We start from the raw sequence: 20,362 nt of genomic DNA on the forward strand, positions 1-20,362 counted from the left end.
TTAATTGCTGGAGTTGTTAAGGATGATGAGGGTATCCCTTTGAAAGTCACTGAAGCAACAGGGAAAGTTACAGCAAAGACATGGGTTGAAATTGAAGAAAGTATAGACTTCGATTATAAATATGATAAGTATACAGGTAGAGAATATACACGTACTTATTATTCAGCATTTAATAAAACCCTAGCTTTAAAGCATGAGAATAAATTTCAAAAGTATGATAAAATAGTAAATGAAAAAGATATTAGTATTTTTGGATATAAGGTGCCTATTAAGAAGTTTGAAGAGGTATATAAAGAGAAAAAAGTTGAATCTAAGATTATTAATGAAATGCAGGGTATTAATATTTTAAAGGATAAGATTGAAGATAAGTCTAAGAATTTAATTAGTAAGGACTCAAAGATAGTTGACAAAATAGAAAGTAAAACCTTAACAGATAAAGGTGTTACACTTAAAATAATATACATAACAGAAGAAAGTATAGGGGAAGTCAAGGATATAGTGAATACCCCAAAGATTGGTGAAGAGGTTAAAGATAATAAAAAGGATGAGTCATAAAAATTTACTGAAGGGAGAACTAAATGGAAAGTAGAATCAAGATAGATGAAATGGATGATATAGTATCCTTATTTGGAAAGTTTGATGAAAATATTAAAGTAATTGAAGGAACTTTCAACGTTACTATTGTTAATCGAGGAAGTGAAGTTAAAATAGTTGGAGATTCAGGAGTAGATGGGGCAGCTAAAACTATAATAAAGCTTCTTGAGATTTTGAAAAGAAAAGAGAATATTAACTTGCATACGGTTAATTATATTATAAGTTTAGTTCTTGAGGAAAATGAATCTTTAATAGATAAGGTAATTGAGGATGTTATATTAGTCACTCCTAGAGGGAAGTATATTAAGTGTAAGACTACCGGGCAAAAGCAATATATAGATGCTATAAAAAAACATGATGTAGTGTTTGGTGTAGGCCCAGCAGGAACAGGTAAAACATACCTTGCTATTGCAATGGCAGTAAAAATGCTTAAAGAGCGTAAGGTGGGAAAGATAATTTTAACAAGACCTGCTGTTGAAGCAGGTGAGAAGCTTGGATTCCTTCCTGGGGACCTACAAGAGAAGATAGACCCATATTTAAGACCACTTTATGATGCATTATACGAAACCTTAGGGCCAGAAACGTTCCAAAAATACATGGAATCAGGAATAATTGAAGTGGCACCACTTGCATATATGAGAGGAAGAACATTAGATGATAGTTTTATTATTCTTGATGAAGCCCAGAACACTACACCAGAGCAAATGAAAATGTTCTTAACTAGATTTGGATATGGCTCTAGAATAGTTATTACAGGGGATGTTACTCAGATAGACCTTGGAATAGGTAAAATATCAGGTCTTAAACAGGCTGTTAATATACTTCGTGATGTTGAAGAAATTAAAGTTATTAACTTTACCCATAAGGATGTTGTAAGACATAGACTTGTTATGGAAATAATTAAAGCATACGAAAAATTTGATGAAAGAAAAGAAAAAGAAAAAGAAAAAGAAGAAGCCACAAAGGATAAGGAGAATTAATGTGATTATATTTGATAATAGACAATCTATTGAGGAATACGGCAGTGAAATTGAGGACATTATAAAAAATATAGTAAATCATTCACTTGCACATGAAGGGTTTGATCATGAATATGAAATAAGTGTAAGTCTAGTTGATAACGAAGAGATTCGTGAAATAAACAAAAATTTTAGAGATATTGATAAGGCAACAGATGTTTTATCATTTCCTATGGTTGAGTATGGTGAAGGATACTATACAAAGGATTTTAAGTTTTCACCATTTGATATTACACCAGAGGGATATATTCCACTGGGGGATATAGTTTTATCACTTGAGAGGGCTAGGGAGCAATCAATTGAATATGGACATAGTTATTATAGAGAAGTAGCTTTTTTAACATGTCATTCAGTACTGCATCTTCTAGGTCATGACCATATAGAGGAAGAAGAAAGACTAATTATGAGGGAAAAGGAAGAGGACATTTTAAGTAAACTTTCTTTTAATAGATAGTTAGAAGGTGATAATATGAAAATAAAAAAGACTGTAGATAGCTTTAATTATGCTATTGAAGGTATAATATACGCTGTTAGGACCCAAAGAAATATGAAGATACACCTAATTGCAGCATCACTTATTTTAGTGTTTAGTTTATTTTTCGATTTTTCTAAGGTTGAGATGTTAATATTATTTTTAACAATTACATTAGTTGTAGTTTTAGAATTGATTAACACAGCAATTGAGGCTGCAATAGATGTTACTGCGAATTACTATCACCCCCTTGCTAAAATTGCTAAAAATGTAGCAGCAGGAGCAGTGTTAATATCAGCAATTAACGCAATGGCAATTGGATATTTACTTTTTTTCGATAAGTTAAAGCCGATTACGAATACTGTTTTAATTAAGATTAAGCAGTCAGATACAACTGTTGTATTTATATGTTTATTAATTGTTACAATAGTTACAGTAGTTATTAAGGCTATTTATGGTGAAGGAACACCATTAAAAGGTGGTATGCCAAGTGGTCATAGTGCACTATCTTTTGGAGCAGCAACTGCAATATCCTTATTAACTAAGGATATGCTTATTATAACTTTATGTTATTTTCTAGCCCTATTAGTAGCACAAAGTAGGGTAGAGGCAAAGGTACATACAGTATATCAGACAATTATAGGTGCTATTTATGGTATGTTAATAACTATTTTAATATTTAAGCTATTTTAGTTCTCCGATGGAGAACTTTTTTTACAAAAAGGTGATATAATATATACATAATGATTAGTATAAGAAGGTGCATACTGCTAATAATACTAATATTAAGGTATATGGAGGATATTATGTTAAATAATAAAGATTTAGTAGAATCAGCTAGAAAAGCTATGGAATATTCATATTCGCCATACTCAAAATTTAGAGTAGGAGCAGCACTATTATCATTAGATGGTAAGGTTTTTACTGGATGTAATATTGAAAATGCATCATTTGGTGGAACTAATTGTGCAGAGAGAACTGCCCTATTTAAGGCAGTATCAGAGGGTAATTTAAAGTTTAGTAAGATTGCAATTATAAGCGATAGTGAAGACTATATTTCACCCTGTGGTATATGCAGACAGGTTTTAGCAGAATTTGGACTTGATATGGATGTTATTATGGCCAAATTAAACGGAGAATACAAAGTGATGAAGGTAAGGGATTTACTACCCTTAGCATTTACAGGAGAGGACCTGTAAACGAAAGGAGAACATAATGAGTTTTAAGTCAGGATTTGTAACAATAGTAGGAAGACCAAACGTTGGTAAGTCTACTTTAATGAATAGTATAGTAGGAGAGAAGCTATCTATTATATCAAATAAACCACAAACAACAAGAAACAAGATACAAACAATACTAACAAAGGACAATTATCAAATAGTATTTGTTGATACACCAGGAATTCACAAGCCACGTCATAAGCTAGGTGAATATATGGTTAACATGGCAGAGACTACGCTAAATGAAGTTGATGTTGTATTATTTTTAACTACACCTGAGAAGAAAGTAGGCCCTGGTGATAGATATATACTAGAACAACTTAAAAAGGCGAAATCATCAGTTTATTTAGTAATAAATAAAGTAGATACTGTTAATAATGTTCAAATAGCACAGACTATAGATGCATTTACTAGTGAATTTGATTTTGAGCAGGTTATTCCAATATCAGCTATGAAGGGTAAGAATACGGATAAGTTACTTGGACTTATTGAAGAAAAGCTTCCAGAGGGACCAATGTATTACCCAGAGGATATGATAACAGACCAACCAGAAAGATTTATTGTAGCAGAGATCATAAGAGAAAAGATGCTTCACTCACTTAAGGATGAAGTTCCACACGGAACAGCAGTAGAAGTTATGATTATGAAAAAAGATGAAACCAAAAATCTTTACACTATTAATGCTACTATATACTGTGAAAAGGACTCTCATAAGTCAATAATAATTGGTAAATCAGGAGCTATGATTAAGCAAATAGGAGAAAAATCCCGTCGTGATATAGAGAGATTAGTTGATTCAAAGGTATTTTTAGAGCTTTGGGTTAAGGTAAAGAAGGATTGGAGAGATTCTGTTGCTACTTTAAAGTCCCTTGGTTACCAAAAATAACTTGGGGGAGGACGTGTTTTGTCATTTGTAAAGGTTCAAGGAGTAGTTTTAAGCGCTAGAAATCTTAATGATAGTGACAAAATCATTACACTACTTTCAGATAAGTATGGGAAAATAGATATAGTGGCTAATGGATGTAGAAGACCTAAAAGTAGATTTATGTCATCAACTCAGATGTTTTGTTATGGTGAGTATGTTATAACTACAGGGAAAAATTTATACACACTTAAGGAAAGTAGTATAATTGAGTCTTTTCAAGGTTTGATTTTAGATCTTGATACTTTATCATATGGAAGCTATTTTTTAGAACTTATAGATAGCCTTGTAGAAAAGGATATGAAAAATGTTCATCTTTTAGCACTAACTTTAAAAACTTTATACATACTTCTTCATAGTAAAGGAAATCTACCTTTACTTAAGTTGATTTTTGAATTTAAGGCAATTTCCCTTGCAGGATATATGCCAGAGGTTTTTAAATGTGTAAATTGTAATACTAGAGAGGGATATTTTGTATTTTCTTCATCCCTTGGAGGATTAGTTTGTAGAGGGTGTAATACCCTTGATGAAATCGAACTAAAAAAGGATGAAATTAAGCTTTTACAGGATATCAGAAATATTAAGCTTGAGGACATACAAAAACTTTCTCCGAGTCGTGAAGTGCTTCAAAATGTATCTAGTATTATTACATTTTATATACATAACCATATTGAGAAAGAATTTAAAAGTCTGCAATTAATTAAAATTCTTTCCTAAATAATAAGGAGTTGATTCAAATGCAAGAAACTACTTTAGAAAAAATAGATATTATAAGACAAAGATTTGGAGTAAGTTATGAAGAGGCGAAAGCTGCCCTTGAAGAAAATAACAACGATTTAGTTGAGACACTTATATACATGGAAAAAAACAAAAAAGGGTTTTCAGAGGTTATGTCTGAAAAAAGTAATGACTTAGTTGATACTATTAAAGAAATTATAAAACAGGGTAATGTTAATAGAATCAAAGTTAAAAGAAATGGGAAGGTCCTAGTAGATATTCCGGTTACTGCTGGTGTTGCTGCAGGTGCATTATCTGTAATGTATCTACCATTATTAGCTATAGGGGCTGTAACTGCTATTGCTGCAGACCTTAAAATAGAAATTGAAAGAGAAAATGGTGAAGTAGAAGTATTATCACACATTGTTAAGAAAAACTCATCAAAGTTCTCAGATAAGTTTAATAAGCTTACAAAGGGTGCAAAAACAAAAACAGAGTCCTTTGTAAACAAAGCTATGGATAAAACTAAAACAACTGTAGATAATATGGAAGAGACTATGATTGAAATTAAAAATAAATCAAACAATAAATAATTAGCTTTAGGAAGCCAATTGGTTTCCTAAAATGCTTTAAAAGAACAAATAAATACTATATATAATAGTTATATATGATTATTAATGTAGCAAAAATAAAAAAAGTATAACATTTATGCTGTTTTTTTAATATATGTGTTGCAAATATGCTTATATATTTGTATAATTAATATATAATTATTATGTTGAGAGATACATAAAAGAGGGTGATTATTATTAAACTTTCTAAGAGACAAGAAGAAATAATCGAGCTTGTTAAGGAACATCAACCGATAACAAGTGAACAGCTAGCGGAAAGACTTAGTGTTACAAGAGCTGCTTTAAGACCGGATCTTGCAATATTAACTATGACAGGAATATTAGAAGCTAGGCCTAAGGTTGGTTATTTATATTCAAACAACAAAGGTAATAGCGTTGTATATGATTACATAAAGGAAATTAAGGTTGGAGAGATTAAGTCAAGTCCAACGGTTGTAAATGAAGATACAAATCTTTATGATGCAATAGTTCAGCTTTTCTTAGCTGATGCAGGAACTATGTTTATTGAAAATAATGGATTTATTACTGGGGCAGTTTCAAGAAAAGACTTTTTAAAGGTTGCACTTGGAAACACTGATATTCATAGAGTTCCAGTTGGTATTATTATGACAAGAATGCCAAACATAATAACTGTAAATGATGAAGATACTGCATATGATGCTGCAAAGAAGATAATTGAGCATCAGGTTGATTCACTGCCAGTTGTAGAAACAGTAGTTGACAGCCAAGGAAAAGAGCATGTTAAGATTACTGGTAAAGTTTCAAAGACAAATATAACTCAGCTATTTGTTAAGCTAGGTTCAAACTAATAAAGAGATATTTATATTCTATTAAGGGGAATAATATTCGACTTATAACAGGGGGTTTATATTAATGTGTAATTCTAATAAGTTTGTTTATCTTTTTAGCGAAGGTAATGCATCTATGAAAAATCTTCTAGGAGGTAAAGGGGCAAACCTTGCAGAGATGACTAACATAGGTCTTCCAGTTCCACAGGGATTTACTGTTACAACGGAAGCTTGTACTAAATATTATGAAGATGGAAAGGTTATTAATGATGGAATAATCGACGAGATTTTCGCAAACCTTGGTAATCTTGAAAATATGACAGGTAAGGTTCTTGGGGATGCTAAAAACCCACTACTAGTTTCAGTTCGTTCAGGTGCTAGAGCATCAATGCCAGGTATGATGGATACTATTCTTAACCTTGGTCTAAATGATGAAACAGTAGAAGGTATTGCAGTGCTTACTGGAAACGAAAGATTTGCATATGATAGCTACAGAAGATTTATTCAAATGTTTAGTGATGTAGTTATGGAACTTGATAAGAGTAGCTTTGAAGGAATTCTAGAGGATGTTAAGGAAGAGGTTTCAGCAGAACTGGACACAGACCTTACATCAGAAAACCTTAAGGAAGTTGTTAGAAGATACAAAGAATATTATAAGCGTGAAATGGGTGCAGAATTCCCAAGTGATCCTAAGGTACAGCTTTTAGAGTCAATTAAGGCTGTATTCCGTTCATGGGATAATCCTAGAGCTAATATATATAGAAAACTTCATGATATTCCAAGTTCATGGGGAACAGCAGTAAATGTTCAACAAATGGTATTTGGTAATATGGGAGAAACTTCTGGAACTGGAGTTGCATTTACAAGAAACCCTGCTAATGGTGATAATAAGATTTTTGGTGAATACCTAATGAATGCACAGGGAGAAGACGTTGTTGCTGGAATTAGAACACCTCAAGACATTGTAACTCTTAAGGATGTTATGCCTGCATGTTATGATGAATTTATGACAATAGCAAATACTCTAGAGAAGCATTATAAAGATATGCAAGACATGGAGTTTACAATAGAACAAGGAAAGCTTTACTTCCTACAAACAAGAAATGGTAAGAGAACAGCACCTGCTGCTCTTAAGATTGCTGTTGACTTAGTTGAAGAGGGATTAATTACTAAGGAAGAGGCTATATTAAAGGTTGACCCTAAGCAGCTTGACCAGCTTTTACACCCAATGTTCGATGCTAAGGATTTAGCAAGTGCAAGAGAGTGTGCAATAGGACTACCAGCATCTCCAGGTGCTGCTTGTGGTAGAATTTACTTTACAGCAGAAGAAACTAAGAATCACAGAGCACTAGGTGAAAAGGTTATTCTGGTTAGAGCAGAAACTTCACCAGAAGATATTGAAGGAATGATCGCATCAGAAGGTATTTTAACTGCAAGAGGTGGAATGACTTCTCATGCAGCGGTTGTTGCTAGAGGTATGGGTAAGTGCTGCGTTGCTGGATGTTCATCTCTTAAGATTAATGAAGATGACAAGTATATAACTATTGGAGACCTTAAAATCAAGGAAGGTGACTACATGTCACTTGATGGAACTACAGGTAAGGTATATGCACAGGAAGTCAAAACAGTAGAGCCTGAGATAACAGGTTATTTTGGAACATTTATGTCATGGGCTGATGAAGTTAGAGTTCTTAAGGTTAGAACTAACGCTGATAACAGACGTGATTCAGAGCAGGCTATTAGATTTGGTGCAGAGGGTATTGGTCTTTGTAGAACAGAGCATATGTTCTTTGAAGAAGATAGAATTCCAGCTGTTAGACAAATGATAGTTGCAAAGAATGAAGAGCAAAGAAGAGAAGCACTTGATAAGCTACTTCCAATGCAAAAGAGTGACTTCGTAGCAATATATGGGGCAATGAAGGGACTTCCTGTTACAGTAAGACTACTTGACCCACCACTACATGAGTTCTTACCGCATACTGAGGAAGATATTAAGGCTCTAGCTATCCAAATGGGATTAAGCTATGAAGATCTTAAGGCTACAGTTGAAGACCTACATGAGTTTAACCCAATGATGGGACATAGAGGATGTAGACTTGCTGTATCATACCCAGAAATTGCAGAAATGCAAACAAGAGCTATTATTGAAGCTGCAATTGAAGTTAATGCTTCATTTGGATACAATATAGTTCCAGAAATAATGATACCACTTGCAGGGGAAGTTAAGGAACTTAAGTATGTTAAGGATATAGTAACAGAAACTGCAAACACAGTAATTAATGAAAATAACGTAGAACTTAAGTATATGGTAGGTACTATGATTGAGATTCCAAGAGCCGCACTTACTGCAGATGAAATTGCTACAGAAGCAGAGTTCTTCTCATTTGGTACTAATGACCTTACTCAGATGACTTTTGGTTTCTCAAGAGATGATGCTGGTAAGTTCCTTAAGGATTACTACGATAAGAAGATTTTCGATTTTGATCCATTCCAAAAGCTTGACCAAACAGGTGTTGGTAAGCTAGTAGAAATGGCTGCAAAGCTTGGAAAATCAACTAGAGAAGATATTAAGCTTGGAATTTGTGGTGAGCACGGTGGAGATCCATCATCAGTTGAGTTCTGTCATGGTGTAGGACTTCAATACGTATCATGTTCTCCATTTAGAGTTCCAATAGCAAGACTTGCAGCTGCACAAGCACAGGTTAAAAACCCAAGATAATAATTGTTTTAAATAAATTGAAAGTGGCTACTTTTGTAGCCACTTTTATTTTACTTAAATCTATTATTAATATATTCCTTGTATTTTCGGCAGAAAATATCATGGTCATTTTGCTGTGAAACTAAGCTATCAATTTGTTTTTCGTAGAATTCCTTATTACTTCCGAGTTTATAGTAATCTCTTGAAATTTTCCAGTATTTATGGGGGAAGTTAAGGGCTGCTAAGATAAATAGATGTTCCTTATGACTAAGTGTTCTTACTGATTCATACTGGTCCATAGCTTTTTCAAATATATCAAAATTCCATGATGTAGTTTTTCTTTTTAGTATACGTTTAACAAAATAAACTATATCATGAACAGGATAGTCTATTTTAGTATTATCAAAATCTATTATATAAAGTCCATTATTTGAAAAAATAAGGTTTTTATTAACATAGTCAAGGTGACAAATAGAGAAAGTACTTACGTTGTCTCCAAATTGATCAGTAAAGTCGATTGTAGAGAGTATATTCACACTATCCCTTGCCTTATTAAGATTTACTTCATAGTTTTCTATAAATTTATTTGAGAAGTAATCATTGCACTTTGAAGCTTTCTTAAGGGTGCTTTGAATCTGGCATAGGTGTTTATTATAGCTATTATAATAGTCTGTACAAGAAACCCTAAGGGTACTATTTCTTATAGGTACAAATCCATATGAACTTTTGTGTAGATTCGCAAGATTTTTTGCAGCAATTAATACATCATCTATATTATCATAGCAACACTTTCGACCATCTATCCAATCAGTTAAAATAAAAATATGTTCATTATACTCTACATATCTAACCCCTTCTCTTGAAGGAAGTAATCGTGGGCATTTAATTCCCTTCATATTTAACCACTCTATTGTAGAGTATATAAATAAAAGAGTATCTTTATCATAATATACTTTTTTTAAGCATTTAGGTCCCTTATTAGTAATAACCTTATATACAGCCCTTTGTTTATCTGTATCTTTAAATTTTATGCTTTCTAATTTTTTTATAGTAAGATTATATTGGGATAATACAAAGTCTATTATTTCCTTATGTGACATGAATTCTGAATTTGTATTAGTAGTGGATGTATCCATTTAATCACCTCTAAATATGTGCTACTAGTATATATGATAAAAGTTACATAATTATAACATAAATATATTTTTTGAATAAAAATTATAAAATTAGAGAAAATGATATTATAGGTTGAAATATTTTATTAATACTTTCTTCATTTAATATTAAAGGATTTATAGCCTTTAATATTGTATATTAGATTTAAGAAATAATATGTAGGTGAATTACTATGAATATTCGTGAGTCATATGAGAAGAAAGAATTAACTTATCTTTCAAGTAATGCGGTTTTAAGCAGCAATACTTTGGGCAGAAAGCAAGATGAAGAGAAGTGTCCAATTCGAACAGATTTTCAAAGAGATAGGGATAGAATTATCCACTCTAAGGCATTTAGAAGACTTAAACATAAGACACAAGTTTTCATATCTCCTGAGGGAGATCATTATAGAACAAGACTTACCCATACCCTTGAGGTATCACAGGTTGCTAGGAGCATATCACGTGCACTTTCCCTTAATGAAGATTTAACAGAGGCTATTGCACTTGCCCATGACCTTGGGCATACACCATTTGGTCACTCAGGTGAGAAGGTACTTAATGATTTATGTACAAAGGGATTTAAACACTATATACAAAGCTTAAGAGTAGTTGAGCATTTAGAACCTCTTAATCTTACATATGAAGTTAAAGATGGTATTATTAATCATAGTTCATCTAAAATGGCTAAAACATTTGAGGGTAGGGTTGTTAGAGTAGCTGATAAGATAGCCTATATTAATCATGATATTGATGATGCTATAAGAGCTAGGGTTATTAGTGAAGATATGTTACCATGTGAAGCTATAAGAGTACTTGGAAGTGGCCCTTCAAGTAGAATAAATTCTATGATTACTAATGTAATTAACAACTACAATGAAAACGGTAAAGTAGATTTTTATGGAGAGGTTGGAGAAGTAATATGGTCTCTTAGAGAGTATATGTTTTCTAATGTATATATAGGTTCAAAGGCTAAGGAAGAGGAAGAAAAGGCTATGAACATACTTAATCAAATGTATAAATATTACCTTGATAATCCTAGTAAACTACCAAAAGAGTTTTTTAACAACATAAATCGCTATGGACTTGATACTGTAGTTTGTGATTATTTAGCAGGTATGACAGATAGATATGCTATGTCTGAATTTTTAAACATTTTTGCGCCTACTCCATGGAGTAAAATTTACTAATTTTTTTTGTAAAAAAAAGAAGGAGTTTCGAATTAAGTGTCGAAATTAAGTATCTTGTGCCTATAAATAAAGTAATCTATACATTGATAACATATTTTCATAACTATTATTATAAAAAGAAGGAAATATGCTAATGATGTAGAAATTAGTGTATAGACTAAAATAATTGTAACAGGTGATATTATGGGTCGTATTCCAGATGAAATAGTAGATAGAATTCTACAAGAAAACGATATAGTAGAAGTAGTTTCAGATTATGTATCACTAAAAAAGTCAGGGAGAAACTTTATGGGAGTATGCCCATTTCACTCTGACAAAGGACCATCTTTAAGTGTATCTCGAGAAAAACAGCTATATCATTGTTTTGGGTGTGGAGCTTCAGGTAATGTTCTAGGATTTATAATGAACATTAAGAATATGGAGTTTTTAGACGCCATCAAGATCTTAGGAGATAGAATAGGTGTATCTGTTGAAAGTAGAGAGGCTACAGTAGATCCTAAATTCCAAATGAAGGATAATATTATTAAGGCTAATACTGAAGCAGCAAGGTATTTTTTTGCAAATCTTAAGCGAAATAAGACTGCATATGATTATCTTACAAATAGAGGTATTAAAGGTTCAACTATTAATAAGTTTGGGCTGGGCTGCAGTAGCAACACGTGGAATTCTCTTGAGATGTATTTATCTAAAAAGGGATTTTCTAAAGAAGTATTATTAAAGAGCGGACTTATTATTAAAGGAAAAAATGGTACATATGATAGGTTTAGAAACAGAATAATATTCCCTGTATTTGATTATAGGGGGAAGGTTATTGGTTTTGGTGGGAGAGTACTCGATGACTCAAAGCCAAAATACTTAAATTCACCTGAAAGTGAAGTTTTTATTAAGGGTACCAATTTATATGGTCTTAACTTTGCAATAAGAGACAGGGTTCCAGAGAGTTTAATACTTGTTGAGGGATATATGGATCTTATAGCACTAGCCCAGGAGGGAATAACAAATGTTGTTGCAACTCTTGGAACGGCGCTAACACCTAATCAAGCAAAACTTATTAAGAAGTATGTTAATAATGTATATGTTTGTTATGACTCTGATGTTGCAGGTAAAGCTGCTACTATTAAGGGGATGGAAATACTTGAAGGAGTTGGGTGCATAGTTAAGGTAATTAGAGTACCAAAGGGTAAAGATCCAGATGAATTTATTAGAAATAACTCGATTGATGAGTTTAAAAAGCTAATTTCAATGGCTGTTCCAGTTATGCAGTATAAAATCAACCTTATCAAGGAAAAATATAATTTGAAAAAGGCTGATGATGTTTTATATTTTACTAAGGAAGTTGTAGGAGAACTTGCAACTATAAAAAGTGAGGTAGAACTTAGCTATTACGTAAAGCTAATTTCTGAAAATACTGGGATACTTGAAGAAAGTATTATTGCAGATATTAATAAGCTTAAAAAACAAGGATCTTCATCTGAAGAATCATTAAAGCAAAGTATAGAGCCAAAAGCTCAAATTGTCAAAAGGGAACCTGCCTACAAAAAGGCAGAGCAAATGTTATTGTCATTGTGTGTAGAATCAGTAGATTACTTTAGCTATATTAAGGGTAAAATAAGTGTAGAAGAGTTTATAACCCCAATCTACAAGTTAGTGGCTAAGGAAATTTATTACGCTATTAACGAAGGGTTTAAGGTTATTCCTAATAATATACTTAGAAAATTTAATAATCATGGTGATATACAGGAAGCTTCGAAGGTATTTGCACGGGAAGTTCCTGATGAAGTTAATAAAAATATTATTGATGACTACATTCATGTTATTAAGAAATATAACAATGAGGAAGAAGCTAAAAATACACAAAACGAAATTAAACGACTTGAAAAAAATGGAGAATTTCAAAAGGCAACAGAGCTTATTAACAAATTAATTATTTTAAAAAGTAGCAAGGATAACTAATGGAGTTTGAAAGGAGGTTGTACACTTGAAAAAGGATATAAAAGGTTCAGGAGCTGAAAAAGCTATAGTGATGCAATTAATGGATAAAGGTAAAAAGTCAGGTGTATTAACATACAAAGAAATTACGGATATTTTAGAAGATGTGGAATTAGCCCCAGACCAAATAGAGAAGGTATATGAGGTGCTTGAATCATTTGGTATAGAGGTTATTAATGATGGGGATGAATTTAGTTCAGAGCAGCTTCTAGAAGATGATTTATCAATTCCAGAGGGAATTAGTATAGATGATCCTGTTAGAATGTATCTTAAGGAAATTGGTAAGGTACCACTTCTTTCAGCAGAAGAGGAAACAAACCTTGCAAATAGAATAGAAGAAGGGGATCAAGAGGCTAAGAAAAAGCTTGCAGAGGCTAATCTTAGACTAGTAGTTAGTATAGCAAAAAGATATGTTGGACGTGGAATGCTATTCCTTGATCTTATTCAAGAAGGAAATCTTGGACTTCTTAAGGCTGTTGAGAAGTTCGACTATAGAAAGGGATTTAAGTTCTCAACTTATGCTACATGGTGGATTAGACAGGCAATAACAAGAGCTATTGCAGACCAGGCAAGAACAATTAGAATTCCTGTTCATATGGTAGAAACTATTAACAAGCTTATAAGAATTGAGAGACAACTACTTCAAGACCTTGGAAGAAACCCTACACCTGAGGAAGTTGCTAAAGAAATGAATATGGAAGTTGAAAAGGTACGTGAAATTATGAAGATTGCACAGGAACCTGTTTCACTTGAAACTCCTATTGGAGAAGAAGAAGATAGTCATCTTGGTGACTTTATTCCAGATGAAGATGCTCTTGCACCAGCTGAGGCTGCAGCATATACTATGCTTAAGGAGCAGTTAATGGAAGTACTTGATACATTAACTCCAAGAGAAGAGAAGGTTTTAAGACTAAGATTTGGTCTTGATGATGGAAGAGCTAGAACTCTTGAGGAAGTTGGTAAAGAGTTTAAGGTTACAAGAGAGAGAATTAGACAAATTGAAGCGAAGGCTTTAAGAAAGCTAAAGCATCCAACTAGAAGCAAAAAGCTTAAGGATTACTTAGATTAGTATAAAACCTACACTTATGTGTAGGTTTTTTTGAAATAGGGGGAAGTTATGTTAGATACAGTTTTATTTGATTTAGATGGAACACTACTTAATATAGATTCTGATAAATTTATGGAAGAATATATGGTAAGGCTTTATAAGAGGGTTTCTAATAACTTTACATTTGAAGAATTTAATAATCATATGAAGGAAGCTATTATGGCAACTATTTTTAGTAATGATGATAGTAAGACAAATGAAGAGGTATTTAAAGAAAAGTATAAAGAGGTTCTTGGCCGTGACATAGATGATATATATAATCATATTAGCGATTTTTACGATGACGACTATACTACAATTACTGGAATGTATTCAAAATCTAATTATATGATTAAATCCGTTAATATGTTACTAAATAAGGGGTATAAGTTAGTAGTAGCTACTAATCCATTATTTCCACTTAAAGCTCTTAAAACAAGAGTTAATTGGGCAGGACTTAATAGTGAGGATTTTGATTTTATAACACCAATAGAGGTTATGAAATTTTGTAAACCAAATCCAAGATATTATGGTCAAATACTGGATATAATTGAAAAGGCTCCAAATCAATGTATGATGGTTGGAAATGATGTTCAAGAGGATATGGTGGCAAAGACAATAGATGTGAATACATATCTGGTAACAAATAATATTATTAATCGTCATGATACTGTAGCTAATGCAGATCGTATTTCAGATTCAAAGGGATTTTATAAGTTTGTAAAGTCATTACCAAAGATACCAAAGTCCTAAGGAGGAAAAAATGAATTTATCAAATAGACTTCAAGCTGTTGTAGATTTAATAGATAAAAATCATTCTGTATGTGATATAGGAACAGACCATGGATATATTCCTATATATCTAATTAAAGAAGGAATTACAAATAAGGTTATAGCAAGTGATATTAATAAGGGGCCACTTGAAATTGCAAAGAAAAACCTTACTGAAAATAAAATAATATCAGATGTAGAGCTTCGTCATGGTCCAGGGCTTGAACCGATTAATAAGGGGGAAGTAGATGTTGCTATAATTTCTGGTATGGGAGGAAATTTAATATGGGAAATTATTAAGGATTCCCTTGATAAGGCAAAGGAATTTAAGTACTTAATACTACAACCAGCTCAACATCAGGAGGTACTTAGAAGGTATCTATATGATAACGGATTTAAGGTTATTGATGAAACAGTTGTATATGATGCGAATAAGTATTATCACAATATTAAGGTTACCTACGGACAAGATGAAGCATATAAAGAAAATGTACATTATTATACTGGTAGGTATACATTAAATATTCCAAATGAAGATTTTAGAGGTTTTATTAATAAAAAAATAAATTCTATTGAGAAGATTTTAAGTACTACTAATGTATCAACTAATAAAAATAGGGTAGATGAACTTAAAAATCTTTTAAATGACTTTAGAAAGGTTAGGGATAGTTATGAAGTGTAAAAAGCTTTGTAGTATTATAGAGGGTAGTTACCCACTTAATTTATGTGAAGACTATGATAATGTTGGTTTATTAATCGGTAGATATGATAAGGAAATAAGTAAAGCTTTAATTTCACTTGAAGTAACACCTAGGGTAATTAATGAGGCAATAGAAAATAATGTAGATATAATAATAGTTCATCACCCATTAATATTTAAGCCTCTTAAGAAGATTTCAGATAGGGGATATATAGAGTCAATGGTTTTAACATTAATAGAAAATAAAATTGCTTTATATGCATCACATACTAATTTTGATTCTGCAAAAAATGGAATGAATGATATATTATCAGAAAAACTAAACTTAAATAATGTATCTACATTAGAACAAAAAGATGGTATAGTAGAGGGGATAGGCAGAGTAGGTACTCTAGATAGACCACTTGCTTTTAGAGATTTCTATATATCTTTAAAGAAGGAATTTAATCTTAGTGGTGTAATAGTATCAGGAGATGATACTAAGGTTATTAATAAGGTAGCTGTAGTTGGAGGAAGTGGAGCAGATCTTATTAGAATAGCTATGAAAAAGGGATGTGACTGTATAGTAACAGGAGATGTAAAGCATCATATAGCACTAGACTTTGTAAATCAAGGAATGTGTATAGTTGATTTAACACATTTTGGTTCGGAAATTATTTTTAAAGAACACTTTAGGAAGTTTATTGAAGAGAATACAGAAATAGAGGTTATTTTAAGTAGTAGTGAAGAAAACCCACTTAGAATTGTTTAAATCTATTTACAAAGTTGTACCCATATGTTAGAATCGTATAGTACTGAAAAGTTAATTATTGAGTAAGCTAAATGATCGCTGCCTCGTAAGAGGGAGAGGAAAGTCCGAGCTCCACAGGGCAGGGTGCTGGGTAATACCCAGTGAAGGCGACTTTAAGGATAGTGCAACAGAGATATACCGCCTACTTTGTAGGTAAGGGTGGAAAGGTGAGGTAAGAGCTTACCAGCGACTTGGCGACTTGTCGGCTATGTAAACCCCACTTGGAGCAAGACCGAATAGGGAGGCGTAATGTGTTGGCCCGACACGCTTCCGGGTAGTGTCGCTTGAGCCTACTGGTAACAGTGGGCCTAGATAGATGATCATTCACGACAGAACTCGGCTTACAGGCTTACTCGATTTATTTTAAAGATAACACTACTATTTATAGTAGTGTTTTTTTATTACATTTATTATTACTAGGATTACTACTATGATATAATAATTAAACTTGATTATTTATAATTGGTTTGGAGGTTTACAAATGAAAACCTTAAATGAAAAGGAATTTTATGATTATTTGTTTAATAATTTTGATATAAAATATACAGAAAGTCAAAGAAAGGCACTAACAAATGAAGAGGGAAATTTACTACTTTTAGCATCACCAGGTTCAGGAAAAACAACTGTAGTTGTAGGTAGGGTTGGATACCTTATATTAACAAAGGGGGTAGACCCAAGAAATATACTGGCCTTAACATTCTCAAGAATGGCATCAAGGGATATGAAGGAAAGATTTGATAAAGTATTTAGTCCCTTAGTAGATGATTCAGTTAGTTTTTCAACTATACATAGCTTTTCCATGAGAGTTCTTAATAAGTATGCTTTTAAGAAGGGGATTGCATTTAACTTTTTAGAGGAAGAGAATTCTAAGGTTAATAAAAGAGCTATTATTAAAAGGTGCTATATTAAGGTAAATAATGCTTACCCTCAAGAGGATAAGCTTGAAGAAGTTATAGCTTTAATAGGTTATGCTAAAAATATGATGTACAAAAAGGAAGATATTAAAAAGTTAGAGAGTAAAGTTAAGGGGATATATAAAATCTATAAAATGTATGAGGAAATAAAAAGAGAAAAACATTTAATAGATTATGATGATATGCTAATATATGCGCTTAATATACTTAAAACAGATGATGAAATATTAAATGATATAAAAAGACGATATAAGTATATTATATGTGATGAAGCACAGGATACATCAAGGCTTCAACATGCTATTTTGTATCAAATAAGAAGTAATAATATGTTTTTTGTTGCAGATGATGATCAGTGTATATATGGTTTTAGAGGAAGTTATCTTTATGTACTTGAAAACTTTAAAAAAATATATACTAATTCTAAGGTTTTATATATGGAAAGAAATTTTAGAAGTAGTAAGGAGATAGTAGATACTACAAATATTCTTATAAAAAACAATAAGAATAGATATGACAAAAATATATATACAAAGAATACTTTTGAAGGATCAATTGAGATTATAGATAGTCAAAATGAAATTGAAGAAGCTGAAAAGATACTTAAACTATTAGGTGAATTAAAGGGGCAATCAACAGCGATTCTTTATAGAAATAACATATCTGCTGTAAATATTATTAATGAGCTTGATAAACATTCAGTTGATTTTTATATTAGAGATAATAAGATATCACTATTTTCACACTGGATATTAGAAGATATTAGGGCTTTTTTTAAGCTTGCAAACAATGATAGTGATATAGAGTCTTTTGAAAGAGTATACTTTAAAACAGATAGTTATATATCAAAAGATATGATTAATTACATTAAAGAGAACCAAAAAGAAGGTAAGAGTGTATTTGATATATTATTATGGGGAGGTTTCTTAGAACCGTATCAAGAGAAAAATATTATTAATTTTAGAAAGAACCTAAAAATATTAAGGGATAAAAACATTTATTTTGCTCTTGATTATCTAGAGCAGGAGATGAAGTATCTAGATTATCTTAATGTAGGAAAAGATGAGAATTTAGACAAGAATACTATAAAAGATGTTTTTATGGTTATAAAGTCGGTATCAAGGGATTTAGATTCTCTTGATAGTTTGTATGGAAGGTTAAGTTACCTAAAAGAGATTGTTGAATCTAAAAAATACAATAAAAACGAAAGTAATATTGTTCTAAGTACAATACATTCATCAAAGGGACTTGAATACGATAACGTGATCTTAATAGATTTAGTTGAAGGTATACTTCCAAGTTATGAAAGTATAGATAGGGAGAAAAATGGAGATAATTCACTAATAGAAGAGGAAAGACGTCTTTATTATGTAGGTTTTACAAGGGCTAGATATAAGGTATATCTTATGCGCCTTGAGGAAAAAGGAGAAAAACGTGTATACCAGTCAAGATTTTTAGGAGAAACACGAAATATACTTTATCCACCTATGGAAGTTAATTTGAAAGATAAGGCATCTTATGATATAAGTGTAGGAGATAGTATAAAACACAAGGCATTTGGAACTGGAGAGGTTTTATTTATTAAGGACGACCTTATAGAAATAAGATTTAATAAGCTTGGAATTAAAAAATTACTTTTAAGTGTATGTTTAGATTCAGGTGTCTTAGAAGTTTTATAGCACTATTAGGAGGTGAAAATATGAGACAAATTGAAAGTAGTAATCCGGTACTTAAGTTTGCTAGAAATATAGCTGGTGAGGGTCAAGCTTCCTTTAATGGAATACTTAACAAAACTATGCTTTCACTATTTTTAGTAATACTTGCTGCTTCATATACTTGGTTTCAAGTAATTAATAATGGGACTATGCCATCAGGACTTCTTATAACAGGTTTTATTATTAGTTTTGTAGGTGTAATTGGTGCAATGGTATTTACAAGTGCAGCACCTATACTAGTTCCGTTATACTCAATTGGTGAGGGACTTGTGCTTGGAGCATTTTCAGCAATGTTTGCTACCATGTATGATGGGATAATAATGCAGGCTGTTCTAATTACCCTTGGAATATTTCTTGTAATGCTATTTTTGTACAGAGCGAGAATAATAAGGGCAACTAATAAGTTTAAGAAGGTTGTTATAAGTGCAACTATTGGAATAGGTGTTATATATCTATTATCAATGTTATTAGGTATATTTGGACTTAATATACCATTTTTAAGAGATAGCTCCCCAATTGGAATAGGTATAAGTTTAGTTATAGTAATTGTTGCATCACTTAACTTTATACTAGATTTTGACACTATTGAGTATTTAGTATATTCAGGAGCTCCAAAGAAAATGGAGTGGATTGGAGCTTTAACTCTATTAACAACTCTTGTTTGGTTATATATTGAGGTAGTTAGACTACTTGCATTATTTAAGGACGAATAATTAATTAAATAGATATAAACGAGGTAGACAATGAGAAAGATTATATTAGGCCTTATATTAGCTTTATTATCTTTAATGCTTTATGGATGTTCAGATAATAAAGAAGCTAATAACGAAGGGGTAGACGTAGCAAAGTATGAAGTATCAAATATAAATGATATATCTATTGATAGCCAAATGTACACATATAATGTTATTGTAAATCATGAAGTTTCAAAGAAAGAACTTGATGTATATGCAAAGGAAATACTTGAAAAGGCTAAGAAAGATAAGCCTT

20 protein-coding genes and 1 other RNA gene are annotated in these 20,362 nt (G+C 31.8%); 20 read left to right on the forward strand and 1 reads right to left on the reverse strand.

The window, feature by feature from the left end:
• From RR539_RS08270 to ppdK, 10 genes are all read left to right on the forward strand, one after another.
• On the forward strand, nucleotides 1–555 hold a 555-nt coding region (locus tag RR539_RS08270; protein WP_332500327.1), incomplete at its 5' end, for a sporulation protein YqfD.
• Nucleotides 556–578: 23 nt separating this feature from the next.
• A complete protein-coding gene (locus RR539_RS08275; protein WP_332500329.1) occupies nucleotides 579–1,574 on the forward strand; it encodes a PhoH family protein in 996 nt (331 codons plus the stop codon).
• A gap of 1 nt (nucleotide 1,575) precedes the next feature.
• Nucleotides 1,576–2,067 (forward strand): rRNA maturation RNase YbeY, encoded by a 492-nt coding sequence (gene ybeY / locus RR539_RS08280; RefSeq protein ID WP_332473256.1) that lies wholly within the window; start codon nucleotides 1,576–1,578, stop codon nucleotides 2,065–2,067.
• A 15-nt stretch (nucleotides 2,068–2,082) separates the two neighbouring features.
• Entirely contained in the window at nucleotides 2,083–2,778 is a 696-nt protein-coding gene (locus RR539_RS08285) for a diacylglycerol kinase (protein WP_332473257.1), read from the forward strand.
• A gap of 113 nt (nucleotides 2,779–2,891) precedes the next feature.
• The gene (gene cdd, locus RR539_RS08290) at nucleotides 2,892–3,284 is read left to right on the forward strand and encodes a cytidine deaminase (RefSeq protein ID WP_332473258.1); all 393 of its coding nucleotides are present in this window, start codon (nucleotides 2,892–2,894) and stop codon (nucleotides 3,282–3,284) included.
• Nucleotides 3,285–3,300: 16 nt separating this feature from the next.
• Complete coding sequence (gene era / locus RR539_RS08295; RefSeq protein WP_332473259.1) at nucleotides 3,301–4,191, forward strand: GTPase Era; 891 nt, start codon at nucleotides 3,301–3,303, stop codon at nucleotides 4,189–4,191.
• Between the two features lie 18 nt (nucleotides 4,192–4,209).
• Entirely contained in the window at nucleotides 4,210–4,944 is a 735-nt protein-coding gene (gene recO / locus RR539_RS08300; protein ID WP_332473260.1) for a DNA repair protein RecO, read from the forward strand.
• A 20-nt stretch (nucleotides 4,945–4,964) separates the two neighbouring features.
• A complete protein-coding gene (locus tag RR539_RS08305; RefSeq protein WP_332473261.1) occupies nucleotides 4,965–5,537 on the forward strand; it encodes a DUF4342 domain-containing protein in 573 nt (190 codons plus the stop codon).
• 206 nt (nucleotides 5,538–5,743) lie between these two features.
• The gene (locus RR539_RS08310) at nucleotides 5,744–6,385 is read left to right on the forward strand and encodes a helix-turn-helix transcriptional regulator (protein ID WP_332473262.1); all 642 of its coding nucleotides are present in this window, start codon (nucleotides 5,744–5,746) and stop codon (nucleotides 6,383–6,385) included.
• 64 nt (nucleotides 6,386–6,449) lie between these two features.
• Nucleotides 6,450–9,083: a pyruvate, phosphate dikinase gene (gene ppdK, locus RR539_RS08315; protein WP_332483491.1), complete on the forward strand. Its 2,634-nt coding sequence runs from the start codon at nucleotides 6,450–6,452 to the stop codon at nucleotides 9,081–9,083.
• 50 nt (nucleotides 9,084–9,133) lie between these two features.
• Here ppdK and RR539_RS08320 read toward each other — a convergent pair whose 3' ends face one another.
• On the reverse strand, nucleotides 9,134–10,198 hold the full coding sequence (locus RR539_RS08320; RefSeq protein WP_332473264.1) for a CotS family spore coat protein: 1,065 nt from the start codon (nucleotides 10,196–10,198) through the stop codon (nucleotides 9,134–9,136).
• Nucleotides 10,199–10,410: 212 nt separating this feature from the next.
• Between RR539_RS08320 and RR539_RS08325 the strand changes: the two genes are divergently transcribed.
• The 10 genes from RR539_RS08325 to RR539_RS08370 all read left to right on the forward strand — a co-directional run.
• Nucleotides 10,411–11,406, forward strand: coding sequence for a deoxyguanosinetriphosphate triphosphohydrolase (locus tag RR539_RS08325; protein ID WP_332473265.1), 996 nt, complete (start codon nucleotides 10,411–10,413; stop codon nucleotides 11,404–11,406).
• Between the two features lie 183 nt (nucleotides 11,407–11,589).
• A complete protein-coding gene (gene dnaG / locus RR539_RS08330) occupies nucleotides 11,590–13,359 on the forward strand; it encodes a DNA primase (RefSeq protein WP_332473266.1) in 1,770 nt (589 codons plus the stop codon).
• Nucleotides 13,360–13,384: 25 nt separating this feature from the next.
• Nucleotides 13,385–14,464, forward strand: coding sequence for an RNA polymerase sigma factor RpoD (rpoD, locus tag RR539_RS08335; RefSeq protein WP_442878405.1), 1,080 nt, complete (start codon nucleotides 13,385–13,387; stop codon nucleotides 14,462–14,464).
• 48 nt (nucleotides 14,465–14,512) lie between these two features.
• Nucleotides 14,513–15,235 (forward strand): HAD family hydrolase, encoded by a 723-nt coding sequence (locus RR539_RS08340; protein WP_332473267.1) that lies wholly within the window; start codon nucleotides 14,513–14,515, stop codon nucleotides 15,233–15,235.
• A 10-nt stretch (nucleotides 15,236–15,245) separates the two neighbouring features.
• Nucleotides 15,246–15,935: a tRNA (adenine(22)-N(1))-methyltransferase gene (locus RR539_RS08345; protein ID WP_332473268.1), complete on the forward strand. Its 690-nt coding sequence runs from the start codon at nucleotides 15,246–15,248 to the stop codon at nucleotides 15,933–15,935.
• A complete protein-coding gene (locus RR539_RS08350; protein WP_332500331.1) occupies nucleotides 15,898–16,704 on the forward strand; it encodes a Nif3-like dinuclear metal center hexameric protein in 807 nt (268 codons plus the stop codon). Before RR539_RS08345 ends, RR539_RS08350 begins: the two co-directional genes overlap by 38 nt.
• Nucleotides 16,705–16,763: 59 nt before the next feature.
• Nucleotides 16,764–17,103, forward strand: an RNA gene (gene rnpB, locus RR539_RS08355) — RNase P RNA component class A.
• 121 nt (nucleotides 17,104–17,224) lie between these two features.
• Nucleotides 17,225–19,336 carry an ATP-dependent helicase gene (locus RR539_RS08360; RefSeq protein ID WP_332473270.1) on the forward strand — a complete coding sequence of 704 codons (2,112 nt, stop codon included), beginning with the start codon at nucleotides 17,225–17,227 and terminating at the stop codon, nucleotides 19,334–19,336.
• A 20-nt stretch (nucleotides 19,337–19,356) separates the two neighbouring features.
• Nucleotides 19,357–20,085 carry a Bax inhibitor-1/YccA family protein gene (locus RR539_RS08365; protein WP_332473271.1) on the forward strand — a complete coding sequence of 243 codons (729 nt, stop codon included), beginning with the start codon at nucleotides 19,357–19,359 and terminating at the stop codon, nucleotides 20,083–20,085.
• A 30-nt stretch (nucleotides 20,086–20,115) separates the two neighbouring features.
• Nucleotides 20,116–20,362 (forward strand): hypothetical protein (locus RR539_RS08370; protein ID WP_332500332.1); only part of this gene is annotated, 247 nt, incomplete at its 3' end.

The organism is Clostridium sp. (genome assembly GCF_036639235.1).
In the GTDB taxonomy this organism is placed as follows: Bacteria; Bacillota; Clostridia; order Clostridiales; family Caloramatoraceae; genus Clostridium_AB.